General features: G+C 62.3%; 13 protein-coding genes and 1 tRNA gene. 8 read left to right on the top strand and 6 right to left on the bottom strand.

All coding sequences use genetic code 11. From position 1 onward, the window contains the following. Positions 1-34: 34 nt before the first annotated feature. Both GOEFS_RS20765 and GOEFS_RS20760 read left to right on the top strand, forming a co-directional pair. Positions 35-1,318, top strand: coding sequence for a lysine N(6)-hydroxylase/L-ornithine N(5)-oxygenase family protein (locus GOEFS_RS20765; RefSeq protein WP_007319926.1), 1,284 nt, complete (start codon positions 35-37; stop codon positions 1,316-1,318). Beyond that, complete coding sequence (locus GOEFS_RS20760) at positions 1,315-2,157, top strand: siderophore-interacting protein (protein WP_007319925.1); 843 nt, start codon at positions 1,315-1,317, stop codon at positions 2,155-2,157. Before GOEFS_RS20765 ends, GOEFS_RS20760 begins: the two co-directional genes overlap by 4 nt. Positions 2,158-2,227: 70 nt before the next feature. Here GOEFS_RS20760 and GOEFS_RS20755 read toward each other — a convergent pair whose 3' ends face one another. The 3 genes from GOEFS_RS20755 to GOEFS_RS20745 all read right to left on the bottom strand — a co-directional run bounded on the left by GOEFS_RS20755 (position 2,228) and on the right by GOEFS_RS20745 (position 4,374). Further along, entirely contained in the window at positions 2,228-3,178 is a 951-nt protein-coding gene (locus GOEFS_RS20755; protein ID WP_007319924.1) for an LLM class F420-dependent oxidoreductase, read from the bottom strand. Positions 3,179-3,198: 20 nt separating this feature from the next. Continuing rightward, a complete protein-coding gene (locus GOEFS_RS20750; RefSeq protein ID WP_007319923.1) occupies positions 3,199-4,224 on the bottom strand; it encodes a nucleoside hydrolase in 1,026 nt (341 codons plus the stop codon). A 64-nt stretch (positions 4,225-4,288) separates the two neighbouring features. Then, positions 4,289-4,374, bottom strand: a tRNA-Leu gene (locus tag GOEFS_RS20745). 123 nt (positions 4,375-4,497) lie between these two features. On the opposite strand from GOEFS_RS20745, the gene GOEFS_RS20740 reads away from it, so the two are divergent. Next, the gene (locus GOEFS_RS20740) at positions 4,498-5,832 is read left to right on the top strand and encodes a M20/M25/M40 family metallo-hydrolase (RefSeq protein WP_007319922.1); all 1,335 of its coding nucleotides are present in this window, start codon (positions 4,498-4,500) and stop codon (positions 5,830-5,832) included. Positions 5,833-5,850: 18 nt separating this feature from the next. Then, positions 5,851-6,402, top strand: coding sequence for a YbhB/YbcL family Raf kinase inhibitor-like protein (locus tag GOEFS_RS20735; protein ID WP_007319921.1), 552 nt, complete (start codon positions 5,851-5,853; stop codon positions 6,400-6,402). Positions 6,403-6,515: 113 nt separating this feature from the next. Here GOEFS_RS20735 and GOEFS_RS20730 read toward each other — a convergent pair whose 3' ends face one another. From GOEFS_RS20730 to GOEFS_RS20720, 3 genes are all read right to left on the bottom strand, one after another. Beyond that, the gene (locus tag GOEFS_RS20730; RefSeq protein ID WP_040525831.1) at positions 6,516-7,085 is read right to left on the bottom strand and encodes a dihydrofolate reductase family protein; all 570 of its coding nucleotides are present in this window, start codon (positions 7,083-7,085) and stop codon (positions 6,516-6,518) included. Between the two features lie 90 nt (positions 7,086-7,175). Then, entirely contained in the window at positions 7,176-8,318 is a 1,143-nt protein-coding gene (locus GOEFS_RS20725; RefSeq protein WP_007319919.1) for a quinone-dependent dihydroorotate dehydrogenase, read from the bottom strand. Further along, the gene (locus tag GOEFS_RS20720; RefSeq protein WP_007319918.1) at positions 8,315-9,325 is read right to left on the bottom strand and encodes a hypothetical protein; all 1,011 of its coding nucleotides are present in this window, start codon (positions 9,323-9,325) and stop codon (positions 8,315-8,317) included. Before GOEFS_RS20720 ends, GOEFS_RS20725 begins: the two co-directional genes overlap by 4 nt. A gap of 56 nt (positions 9,326-9,381) precedes the next feature. Here GOEFS_RS20720 and GOEFS_RS20715 point away from each other — a divergent pair, with 56 nt between their 5' ends. From GOEFS_RS20715 to GOEFS_RS20700, 4 genes are all read left to right on the top strand, one after another. Continuing rightward, positions 9,382-10,224, top strand: a complete 843-nt coding sequence (locus tag GOEFS_RS20715; protein ID WP_040525810.1) for an undecaprenyl-diphosphate phosphatase — start codon at positions 9,382-9,384, stop codon at positions 10,222-10,224. A gap of 138 nt (positions 10,225-10,362) precedes the next feature. Beyond that, complete coding sequence (locus GOEFS_RS20710) at positions 10,363-11,097, top strand: MSMEG_4193 family putative phosphomutase (protein ID WP_007319916.1); 735 nt, start codon at positions 10,363-10,365, stop codon at positions 11,095-11,097. Further along, entirely contained in the window at positions 11,097-11,804 is a 708-nt protein-coding gene (locus GOEFS_RS20705) for a DUF3090 domain-containing protein (protein ID WP_007319915.1), read from the top strand. The genes GOEFS_RS20710 and GOEFS_RS20705 overlap by 1 nt, the downstream gene beginning before the upstream one ends. After that, complete coding sequence (locus tag GOEFS_RS20700; protein ID WP_050949989.1) at positions 11,767-12,600, top strand: SCO1664 family protein; 834 nt, start codon at positions 11,767-11,769, stop codon at positions 12,598-12,600. Before GOEFS_RS20705 ends, GOEFS_RS20700 begins: the two co-directional genes overlap by 38 nt. Positions 12,601-12,602 lie beyond the last annotated feature (2 nt).

Raw genomic sequence — 12,602 nt, 5'->3', positions numbered from 1 at the left:
ATTCGCGCAATTCGTAGAAATGGAGGCGCAACGCGTGCGCGCAGATAATGAAGCGTTGCTCGATGTGGCTGGCATCGGATTCGGCCCGTCGAATCTGGCGGTGGCGATCGCCATCGAAGAGCACAACTGGGCGTCAGCTCCGAACGCGCAGATCACCGCGCGATTCTTCGAAAAGAAGGACAAGTTCGGTTGGCACCCCGGAATGTTGCTGCCAGGGACCACGATGCAGGTATCTTTCCTCAAAGACCTTGTGACGCAACGCGATGCGACCAGTAGTTACACATTCTTGAACTATCTCGCCCAGCGAGGTCGACTTACGCATTTCATCAACCGGCAGGACTTCTTCCCGCTGCGCGACGAATTCCATGACTACCTCGAATGGGCTGCCGACCGGGTGGCCATACCAGTGGACTACTCGGCGGAAATCGTCGATATCGACTGGGACGGTGAGGCTTTCGTACTGAAGGTGCCAGGCGGCGAGCGAGTGCGTGCACGTAGTTTGATTCTGGGCGGTGGCTTGCGGGAGAAGCTGCCGCCGGGTGTCGTCAGCGGACCCCGGGTCTTCCACAATCATCAAATGTTGATTCGCTACCGAGCTCTGCCGTCTGTGAAGCAGGGGAGATTCGCGGTAATCGGGGCCGGTCAGAGCGCCGCCGAGGTGGCAGCTTTCCTACACGACACCACCGATGCCGAAATCCATTCCGTGTTTGCGAAATACGGCTACACCCCCGCCGATGATTCGCCTTACGCGAACCGAATCTTCGACCCGGACGCGGTCGACGAGTACTTCGGTGCCGACGAAAAATGGCGTCAGCGGTTGATGTCGTATCACCGGGGGACCAACTATTCGGCGGTCGATCCAGAGTTGATCGAGGACCTGTATCGCCGGGAGTACTCCGAGCATGTCAGCGGTAAGCGCCGATTGTTTGTGCACGGCGCGTCCGAGGTAGTCGACGTCCGGGAGGATGCTGACCGCGCCCATCTGACCGTCGTCCAGCGACTAACCGGAGCGGTGACCGAAATCGATTGTGACGCCGTCATTTTCGCCACCGGGTTCGATACCGTTCCGACGTCGGAGATGTTGGGATCGATGTCTGAACATTGCCGAGAAGATCAGCACGGTCGGCCAGTACTCGACCGGCAGTATCGGTTGGCAACCAGTGACGAGGTGACCGGACAGATCTTCGTCCAGGGGAACACCGAGCACACCCACGGACTGACTTCGACATTGCTGTCGAACCTGGCGGTGCGGTCCGGTGAGATCGTCCGCGCTGTTGCCGACGATCGGGCGAAGGTGCCGGACGGAGTCGTCTCATGAGTCTCGAGGTGACGCCACACGCAACCCAACCGCAACTGGCGATGTATCCGTTGCACCCGAGGACGATTGACGTGGTTCGCTCAGCTGATTTGTCGGCACAGCTTCGTCGGATCACCTTCCGGATTACTTCGCCGGAGGATTTTCGGTTCACCCATATGGCGCCCGACGATCACGTGAAACTGTTTTTCGCCGACGCGGAAACCGGCGAGATCATCATGCCGGGAGTCGGCGCGGACGGGATGCGGTTGCCGACGGAGGGAAAGCGTCCCACCTACCGCGACTACACCATTCGCGCTTTCGACCGCGAAAGTGGTTTGCTCGACATCGATTTCGTCCTGCATGACCACGGTGTCGGCGGGTCGTGGGCGATCGGTGCGAGCGCTGGCGATTCACTCGGCATGCTCGGTCCTCGTGGCTCGGTAATCTATCCGACCGGCTACGACTGGTATCTGCTCGGCGCCGACGACACCGCGATACCGGCGCTCGCACGTTGGCTTGAGGAGTTGCCGGCCGGTATTCCGGTGGTCGCATTCGTCGAAGTAAGTGACGGCGACGATGAACCGGAATTGCCCGCTCGAGAGGGTGCGTCAATTCGTTTCCTGCATCGCAGCGCCAGTGCGACCGATGCGAACCCGCTCTTCGACGCGATTCGCGAGCACGAGTTCGCCGCCGGGGCCTTTTATAGCTGGGTTGCCGGAGAAGCCAACTCGGTCAAGCCGATTAGACGATACTTGCGCCGCAATCTGGGGCTTCCCAAGGAGCGCGTGAAGGTCGACGGCTACTGGCGGCAGGGTACGGTGAATCTCGATCATCACGAGGCGGACGGCTTGGACGACTGAAACCTGCGAGCTGATCGTCGTCGAGGGGTATGCCCTTCGACGGCGTTGCATCCGCAGGTTTGGGCCGGGGTCAGTTCACCAACGGTGACAGTGTCTCGCCGAGCAGTTGAACGCGCCCTGGGATATGCCCGTTGGGCATCAGATTTACCGTGAAACCGTCGATGCCGGTCGCCAGCAATGCCTCGAATCGTTCGCGCACTTCGTCGGGCGACCCGACGACAATCGCATCACGTCGCGCTGCCGCCGCCGGGTTGCGGTCGATATACGCGTCGAGGTCGGCCACGGCCTCCTCATGCGTCGGCGCGATACAAGCGTAAGTCTGTAGGCTCACTGTGATTTCCGATCGGTCGCGGTCGAGTCGTTCGCAATGCTCGGACAATGCGGCCAATTTGCGCGGGATCTCGTCGACGCCGCAGATCAGATTCGACTCATTCGCGTATTGCGCGACGAGCCGCAATGTCTTTCGCTCGCCACCGCCGCCGATCATCACCGGGATGGACGACAGTGGTGCGGGCACGTTGATCGCGTCGTGTACCTGATACCACTTGCCGCTCAGGCTGGGACGCTCTCCGCGCAACATCCCCAGGATGATCTGCAAGGATTCTTCGAGTCGTTCGAAACGGTCGGTAAACGTGCCGAACTCGAATCCGAGGGACTCGTGTTCCAATTCGAACCAGCCGGCACCGATCCCCAGCTGGGCGCGTCCGCCCGACACCAGGTCGAGTGCGGTGACAGTCTTCGCGAGTAAAGCGGGTGCCCGGTAAGTGTTACCGGTTACCAACGCGGACAGTCGAACTCGCGACGTATGCTGCGCGAGCGCCGATAGCAATGTATACGCCTCAATCATCTCTTGATCAGGTGTACCGAGCATCGCGAGTTGGTAGAAGTGATCCATCACAAAGACGGTGTCGAAGCCGGAGTCGTCAGCTTCTTTGGCCTGAGCAACGACGGTGTCGAATAGTTGGTCCGCCGGGATGTCAGGATAGGTGAAATTGGGTATTTGATAGCCGAGTCGCGTCACACCGACACAGTACGCCGACGTTAGGGGAGGCGGCGGGCAAAGCCGCTGAGCGTCTCAATCAGCTTGTCCAGCAGTACATCTGAATCCGCAGACGAGACTATTGCGGCATTCGGGGCGCCGGTCATACCGCGTTCGTCGGCAACCGTCATGCCGCGGGTATGTGTGCCGGTCAATTCGACGCAAACGCGTGCCGGCGTGGTGGACACGAGAGACGGATCGATGGCCACCATCGCGGCGAGTGGGTCATGTGCGTGGGCGAGGTAACCCTCGTTCATATCCGAATGAAACTCGAAGTAGAAGCGTAACGCGTCAACGAGGTGACGCACCAACGGATTTGACGCGACCGATCGCACACCTCGATCGTCGTCGACATCGGGCAGTTCGAGCGGAGTCGATTCAGCGGCCGCCGCGAGCTGCACCAGGTGGTCGGGGGTGAACACCATCGACTCGGTGATGTCGAGTGCGCAGATGATCGGATTCGGGCTGTCGTCGTCGCCGAAGGCCGCGAACACCTCGGCGGCGGCCTCTGGATCGACGACAATATTCCACTCGCCGACCGGTGTCGTGTTGCCGTGTACATGGAATGCGCCGCCCATGATGACGATTCGTCGAAGCTTGGTCGGCAGCGATGGGTCGCGTCGGATCGCCTCGGCGAGTGAGGTCAGCGGCCCGGTGACTAATCCGATTAACTCGCCGGGATGAGCGTCGGCAGCGGCGAGCCACGCGTCGGCAGCATCGACGTGGGAGGAAATCGTTGTGGGGCTGGGTAATTCGGCATAGCCAAGGCCGAGCGGACCGTGCGTGTCCTCGCAGGTGCGCAACGGCACCGACAACGGGTTCGCCGCACCAACATGGACCGGAATATCGTCGCGGCCGGTGAACTCCAGCCAGGCGAGATTATTCGCGGCGACCACATCGGTCGGCACGTTGCCGCCCGTCGACGCGACACCGACGATGGTTAGCTCAGATTGCGCGAGGAGATACAGCAGAGCCAGTGAATCGTCGATGCCGGTATCGCAGTCATAGAAGATGGTCGCGGCAGACATGAGAAGGAGTCTAAGGGGAAAAAAGCGAAATCCCCGTGACCTGACGATCACGGGGATTCTTCGGTGTCCGAGGGGGGACTTGAACCCCCACGTCCGTTAATAGGACACTAGCACCTCAAGCTAGCGCGTCTGCCATTCCGCCACTCGGACGAGCGCTGGACAACAGTAACCGAGGTTGTGTTCAATACTCAAATCTGCTGGTCGGGAGACTGTAGCCGGTGCATCGCCAATGCCGCCGGCAGCTCCGTCGATCGATGGGGTATGAATTGAAACGTGAGCACCCCAGCGGCAGTCGACGAAGTGGTGGACCTGGTTAGCCGACTCATTCGGTTCGACACCTCGAATACCGGCGAATTGGACACCACTCGCGGCGAGGAAGAGTGCGCGAAATGGGTGGCTCAGTTACTCGAAGAAGTCGGCTATACGACCATCTATGTGGAGTCTGGCCAACCTGGCCGTGGCAACGTGTTTGCCCGCCTTGCCGGTGATCCACAGTCGACCAAGGGCGCATTACTTATCCATACTCACCTCGACGTGGTGCCGGCCGAACCGGCCGACTGGAGCGTGCATCCGTTCTCGGGTGCGGTGAAGGACGGATATATCTGGGGCCGCGGTGCCGTCGATATGAAAGACATGGTTGGGATGGCGCTCGCCTTGGCGCGTCAATTCAAGCGCGACGGAACGGTCCCGCCCCGCGACTTGGTTTTCGCGTTTCTCGCCGATGAAGAAGCCGGCGGCAAGTGGGGTTCCCAATGGCTGGTGGCCAATCGGCCGGATCTGTTCGACGGCATCACCGAAGCGGTCGGCGAAGTCGGCGGGTTCTCGTTGACCGTTGACCGGCCCGATGGTGGCCAGCGGCGACTCTATCTTGTAGAGACAGCGGAGAAGGGGTTGTCGTGGATGCGGCTGACCGCCAACGCGACCGCCGGTCACGGCTCCTTCCTGCATGCCGACAATGCGGTCACCGAAGTCGCAGCAGCGGTGGCCCGCATCGGTCAACACACCTTCCCCATGGTGATCTCCGATTCGGTGGCCGAATTCCTCGCGGTGGTGTCCACGGAATCGGGGCTCGACTTATCGCCCGACGCCCCGGATCTAGAGACCAGTCTTTTCAAACTGGGAAACTTGGCTCGGATTATCGGTGCGACACTGCGCGATACGGCCAATCCCACAATGCTTTCGGCCGGCTACAAGGCCAACGTGATCCCACAGACCGCGACCGCGGTGGTTGATTGCCGGATCTTGCCCGGTCGACAGAAAGCCTTCGAGGCTGAGATAGATGCCCTGTTGGGGCCCAACGTCACTCGAGAATGGATTACCCACCTCGACTCGTATGAGACGACCTTTGACGGCCACCTCGTCGATGCGATGAATGATGCGATCCTGGCCCACGATCCGGACGGCAAGACGGTGCCCTACATGCTGTCCGGCGGTACCGACGCCAAGGCTTTCGCCAAACTGGGGATTCGCTGCTTCGGCTTCGCGCCGTTGCAGTTGCCTCCCGAATTAGACTTCGCGGCGCTGTTCCACGGCGTCGACGAACGCGTGCCGGTGGACGCAGTTCTATTCGGTACCAAGGTGTTTGAACATTTCCTCCTTCACAGCTGAAAGTTCAGGTGACCCGCTATGACATCTAGTAACTTCGACCCCTACTCGGCGCTACCCGAGCTGCCGAGTTTTACTCTCACGTCGGAGAATCTCGCCGATGGCCAGCCGCTGGCGACTCCTCAAGTCTCCGGCCTGATGGGAGCTGGCGGGAACGATGATTCACCGCAGTTGTCGTGGTCCGGATTCCCCTCGGAGACAAAGAGTTTCGCGGTGACCGTGTACGATCCAGACGCTCCGACGGCGTCGGGGTTCTGGCATTGGGCGGTTGCCGACATTCCGGTGTCGGTTACGTCGTTGCCCCAGGGGGCGGGTGATGAGAACGGTTCGGGCTTGCCCGACGGCGCGGTCACGCTCGCGGGGGACGCTGCGCTCAAGCGCTACGTCGGCGCGGCGCCGCCGCCCGGACACGGCCCGCACCGCTATTTTATCGCGGTTCACGCCGTCGACGTCGAATCTCTTGGATTACCCGAGGCTGCGACACCTGCGTACCTCGGCTTCAATCTGTTCTCGCATGCGATCGCACGTGCGGTCATCGTCGGGACCTTTGAGCAGGCGTCCGAGGACGTCTGACCGACCCTCACCGACTCGGGAAAATCGTCCGAATAGCTCGCCGCCGGGGGCATATTGCCCTAGGTCACCAACTATTCGGACGATTTTCTCGGCGGGGTAGGTGCGCTCGGCGCCTACTGTGCCGTCGGGTCGTACACGGTTGGCCGGTACACCGACCAGATGATGCCGTCGTCGAAGGTGCGTGATTCGAGGAGTTCGAGGTCGAAATCTCTTGTGGCGCCCCCGAAGACCGGCGAGATCCCGGTCTTCGCGGTGATCGCCGGGAAGACGGTGACCTCGAGACGGTCGACCAAACCGGCGTCGAGTAGCGCCCGGTTCAGCGTGAGTGAGCCATGTGAACGCAGTGGAACGTCCGAGGTCTGCTTCAGTTCGCGAACACCTTCGACCGCATCGCGCTGACTCAGCGTTGAATTCAGGGCGAGCGGTTCGGCGAGAGTATTCGAGTAGACAACCTTCTCCATCGCGCAGAACCGCTGAATCCACGCGACGTCGAGGCCAGGTCCGAACTTGGCCATCACCTGGTAGGTATTCGCACCGAGCACGATCAATTGCTCTGGCGTGTACAGCTGTTCGCGGAGGTCCCACAAATCGGCCTGACCTTTACCCCAGTTGCCGCCCCAGGTATGGGTTGCGCCGTAGCCGTCGAGTGTCATGAATACATCGGCGGTAAAGGTGGCGGTCATCATTTGCTCCGATCATTAGAAGACGTGGTGCAAGTGAGACTGTCGAGACCGCCCGAACTCATCGCCATTGCCAATATCGCTTCGCGAAAGTCAGTGCGCGCCACTCCCGACCGCGTCGGCGATCGAACTGAAGCCCGCGGCCTTGACGCGACTGGCGAGACCGGCATGGATTTGATGCGCCCAGAGTGGGCCGCCGTAGATAAAGGCTGTATACCCCTGCAGTAGAGAGGCGCCCGCGCGAATGCGTTCCCATGCATCGTCGGCTGTTTCGATTCCGCCGACGCTGATCAGGACGAGTTCGCCGCCGACCCGCGCGTATAGCCGGCGCAGAACTTCAAGCGAGCGGGCCTTCACCGGCGGTCCGGATAGCCCGCCCGCACCGGCAAGTTCGACGTCGGCCGGTGGTGTTGCCAGCCCGGTGCGCGCAATCGTGGTGTTAGTGGCGACGATGCCGGCGAGCCCCAGTTCGACGGCGAGGTCGGCGACCTCGTCGATGTCGTCGTCGGCGAGGTCGGGAGCGATTTTCACCAGCACCGGCCGGTCGGTCTCGGCGAGGACCGCGGCGAGGATTGGCCGCAACGAATCGACGGCCTGTAGATCGCGTAGCCCAGGGGTATTGGGTGAACTGACGTTGACCACGACGAAGTCGGCCAGCGGGCCGAGCAGGCGAGCGCTGTACCGGTAGTCGTCCGCCGCGTCGGCCGGTTCAACGATCTTCGTCTTGCCGATGTTGGCGCCGATCGGAACTCGGACCGGACCGCGTCGCGGTGCGGCCAGGTTGATCGCCGCCTGGTCGGCACCGGGGTTGTTGAAGCCCATTCGGTTAATCAGCGCCTTATCGGCGGGCAAGCGAAACAGCCGAGGCTGTGGATTACCCGGCTGCGCACGACCGGTGATCGTGCCGACCTCGGCGTACCCGAAACCGAGCTGGCCCCACGAGTTGACCGACGCCGCGGTCTTGTCGAAGCCAGCGGCCAATCCGAGCGGAGCAGGGAAGTCGACACCGAAAACGCGTTGTGCGAGAACAGGATCGGTTCGTGAGAGCAGTGCGGCGCTGAGTTGGCGAAGACCCCATGCGGTTCCGGCGATCCGAATGGCGCGCGCGGCGACGCCGTGAATGGTCTCCGGCGATGCCAGAAACATCAACTTGAGTAGTGGCGGATAGCAGATTGCGTTGGCTACCTTGAGGATCCGGTCGACGACGTCGCCGGGGGTCGTGGCCCGGGCGCTCATCGGCCTACCACCGCGAGGCCACCTCCGGTAGCCGAGACCACGTACAGAGTGCCGGTGGTCTGGTCGAATGCGATTGAATCCGGCTGTGCCACAGTGGAAATCCGTTTCTTCTCGATGGTTTCACCGCTGCCGAGGTCGTAGGCGACCACCTCGTTGCGGCCGGTTACGCTGACCCACAACAGGTTTGACTTGTCGTCGTAGGCTAACGCGTACGGACCGTCGGAAACCGCGCCGCGGAATCGCATGACCAGTGGATCGCCGAAGAACCCGACCACCTCGTTGTCACGAGTATTGGCCGAGATGAAGCGACCGTAATGGTCGCTGATCAGGGTCGTCGCGCCGTTTCCCACGCGAAGCGACAGCCCCAGCTCGTTCTCGGCCAGCTTGAGTTGGGTCACCGACGATTGGGCGCGGTCGAGCACGACGATCTGGTCGCCGTGTACTGCGATGTCGTCGGCACGGACCAGCCCGTCGATATCTCGGATCTGTTTACCGTCCGCGTCGAATTCGACGACATGGCCACTGGCAGAGCCGACGAGCAGATGCCCGCTCTCCAATGACGCGACGGACCGCGGCTCGGTGACGCCGATTGCGTGTTTGGTTACCGCGCCGTCGGCGCCGATGAGGACGAGCGTTCGTGGACCCACACCGACGAACCCTTCGCCGGGTCGGGCGATGATTCGGGTGAGCGTGCCGGCGTCGACCGCGCGTGGCGGCGCTGTGATTTCGCTCACGGTCTTCAACCAGACCTGCCTACCGTCGGCGCTCAGTACCGCGAGGGTGCGGCCACTGCCGTCGACGGCGACATCACGTCCACCCGCCGGGAGTGGAATGACCTGTCCAGCAGGGGGTTTCACGCCGGTCACCGGTGCGGGGGCCGCGGTTGCCGGAGTGACTGTCGCGACGTCGGGGGTATCGGAGTCGTTGCTGCCGCATCCGGCAATCAACCCGACGGTCGTTATCGCGACAACCGTCGCATATCCCACGCGCACCGCTGAAAGTCCCATCCCTCTATCTTGCGGCACAGCTAAACCAAAGGTGATTGCAGGTAGCATCTGCGGCCGTGAGTGACACCATGAACTGGGCGCAGTCGATCTTCCTCGGAGCGCTGCAGGGACTGACCGAATTCCTGCCCATATCGTCGTCGGGCCACCTGCGCATCGCATCGGAAGTCCTCTTCGGACAAGACGCCGGCGCGTCGTTCACCGCGGTCACCCAGCTGGGTACCGAAGCTGCGGTGCTGATCTACTTCGCCAAAGACATCGGTCGAATCATCGCCGCCTGGTTCCGGGGTCTGTTCAACGCCGACGACCGTGGCCTCGACTACCGGATCGGCTGGTACGTGATCCTGGCCACCATCCCGATCGGACTGCTCGGTTTTGTCTTCAAAGACGAGATCCGTACCGCTGGTCGCAATCTCTGGATCACCGCGACTGTCCTGATCGTCTTCTCGGGGGTCTTCTGGCTGGCCGAGCGCTACGCGACCCAGCGTCGGAACTTGGAGCAGCTCACGTTGCGTGACGGGATGCTGATGGGCCTGGCGCAATGCCTCGCGCTGGTGCCGGGTGTGTCACGGTCGGGTGCGACCGCCAGTGCCGGTCTGTTCTTGGGCCTGGAACGTGAAGCCGCCTTCCGCTTCTCCTTCCTGATCGCCATCCCCGCGGTCCTGGCGTCGGGGCTGTTCAGCCTGCCGGACGCGTTTCACCCCAGCGGCGAGGGGATGAGTGCGAGCGGACCGCAGATCCTGGTCGCGACGCTGGTGGCGTTCGTGTTGGGCTACATCTCCATTGCCTGGTTGCTGAAATTCGTTTCGCATCACTCGATGAACTGGTTCGGCGGCTACCGGGTAATCCTCGGTGTGACAGTGCTGATCCTGCTGGGAACGGGTGTTATCAGCGCGACCTAGCCCTAGAGCGCGACTAGTTTCGGCCTCCTGACGTCGGCGCGAGGAAATACCCTTCGCTGTCGCCGCACGCCGCAGGTTCCAGTCCGCCGCTTGCGGCCGCAGCACGTCAACCGTCACCACCCACTAGGCTGGAAAGCTATGACCGTCATTCTGCTGCGGCACGGACGCTCGGTGGCCAATGCGCGCTCTCAACTGGCTGGGCGCACCCCCGGAATCGGCCTCGACGACACCGGGCGCGCTCAGGCAGAGGCCGTCGTCGACCGACTGGCAGCGTGCCGCGAGCACATCGTCGCCGTCGCGCGCTCGCCGCTGCAGCGGTGCGCCGAGACCGTCGCACCACTGCTGAGCTCGATCGATGTGCCCGAAATCGTTGTCGACGACCTGATCGAAGTCGACTACGGCGACTGGACCAATCAGCCGATCAAAGAACTCCTCGCGCAGCCGTTGTGGAAGACGGTGCAGCGCCATCCGTCGGCAGCGGTGTTTCCCGGTGGGGAAGGGCTGGCCGATGTGCAAACCCGTGCGGTCGCAGCGATCCGACGACTCGACCGCGAGCTGGGCGGTCCCAACGGCGATCAGGTGTGGGTTGCCTGCTCGCACGGTGACGTGATCAAGAGCGTCATAGCCGATGCGATGGGCATGCACCTCGACAGTTTTCAGCGGATCATCGTCGAGCCGGCGTCGATGAGTGTCGTCAGCTATCACCCATCGCGCCCGTCGGTCCACACCGTGAACTCGACAGCGGTGGTCGCCGTGCCAGTGCCCAAGCCGGAGCATTCGGCGCACGACACCGACCGCGACGGCCATCATGCGGCGACGATTGGCGGCAGTACCGGTCGTAGCGAGATAATGACAGGAGCAACGGAGGTCTGATGTCACGCGCCATACACGTATTCCGAAGCCCCGACCGATTTATCGCGGGCACCGTCGGCGAGCCGGGCGATCGAACATTCTTCCTGCAGGCGATACACGAATCCCGCGTGATCAGCGTCGCGTTGGAGAAGCAGCAGGTAGCGATTCTTACCGATCGGATCGACAGCCTGCTCGACGAAATAGCCCGCCGGTTCAATGCCGAGGTGCCGCCGCGGACCCGCAAAGTCAGTGATCTGTCGCCGCTGATAACGCCGATCGACGCCGAATTCCACGTTGGCACAATGGGTCTGGGCTGGGATGCCGAAGCACAGTCGGTCGTCGTGGAACTACTCGCGGTGACCGAAGGCGAATTCGACGAGAGCATCGTCCTCGACGACGCCGACGAAGGTCCCGATGCGGTACGAGTCTTTTTGACAACAGACGCGGCGCGCGCATTCGCCGCCCGCTCGCTGCGCGTGTTGTCGGCGGGCCGGCCGCCGTGCCCGCTATGCGGCGATCCGCTCGACCCGGCCGGACACCTGTGTGTACGGACCAACGGATACAAGCGGGATGTCCAGTTCACCGCGGGCGGCGAGTTCATCGATCCTGAAGTGTTGAATAACCTTGCGCAGCAGGCAGATACCGGATTATTCGACGCGGATGACCTTCCCGACGACATCGATCCGGAGGATGGATCCGACGACCCGGACACACCGCCGCGTGGCTGACGTCGAAACGATTCTGCGCGAGGGGGACATTGAGATCCTGGGCAGGGTAGTCCATGCAAGTAACGCAACACTCGTCTGTGAGGCGCGGATCGGCGACGGTGATCCGCTGCGGTGTGTCTACAAACCGATCCGCGGTGAAGCGCCGCTGTGGGACTTTCCGGACGGCACGCTCGCTGACCGTGAAGTGGCGTCGTACGAGATTTCCCGGGCGTTGGGGTGGGGACTGATTCCCGAGACTGTGCGCAGAGCCGATGGACCGCTGGGACCGGGAATGGTGCAGCGCTGGATCGATCTGCCCGAACAGGAATCAGAAGTCGACGTCGTCGACTTGGTTCCGGCCGATGCTGTGCCGGGTGACGTCAAGGCGATCTTGCGCGCCGTTGACGCCGCTGACCGCGAGGTCGTGCTGGTTCACGCCATCAATGACCGGCTGCGCCAGCTCGCGGTACTCGACGTCATCATCAACAATGCCGACCGCAAGGGCGGTCATATCCTCGTCACCGCCGATGGTGAGACCTTTGGCATCGACCACGGCATATGTCTGCATACCGATGACAAGCTGCGTACCGTCCTGTGGGGGTGGGCCGGCGAGTCGATTCCGGCTGACCTGCTGCGCGACGTCGAACGCCTCACACAGGAGTTGACCGATCCCACGGATCCACTGCGCGAGCGCCTGGCTACGCACTTGACCGCTGACGAACTTGAGGCGCTGGTGTTGCGCTGTGCGATCTTGGTCGAAACGGGCACCATGCCCGAACCTCCATTGCATCGGCCGATCCCGTGGCCGCCGTTCTGAGG

The sequence above is a fragment of the Gordonia effusa NBRC 100432 genome (assembly GCF_000241305.1).
Taxonomy (GTDB): domain Bacteria; phylum Actinomycetota; class Actinomycetes; order Mycobacteriales; family Mycobacteriaceae; genus Gordonia; species Gordonia effusa.
The sequence above is the reverse complement of the archived record's forward strand: the minus strand, read 5'-3'. Positions and strand labels throughout refer to the sequence as shown.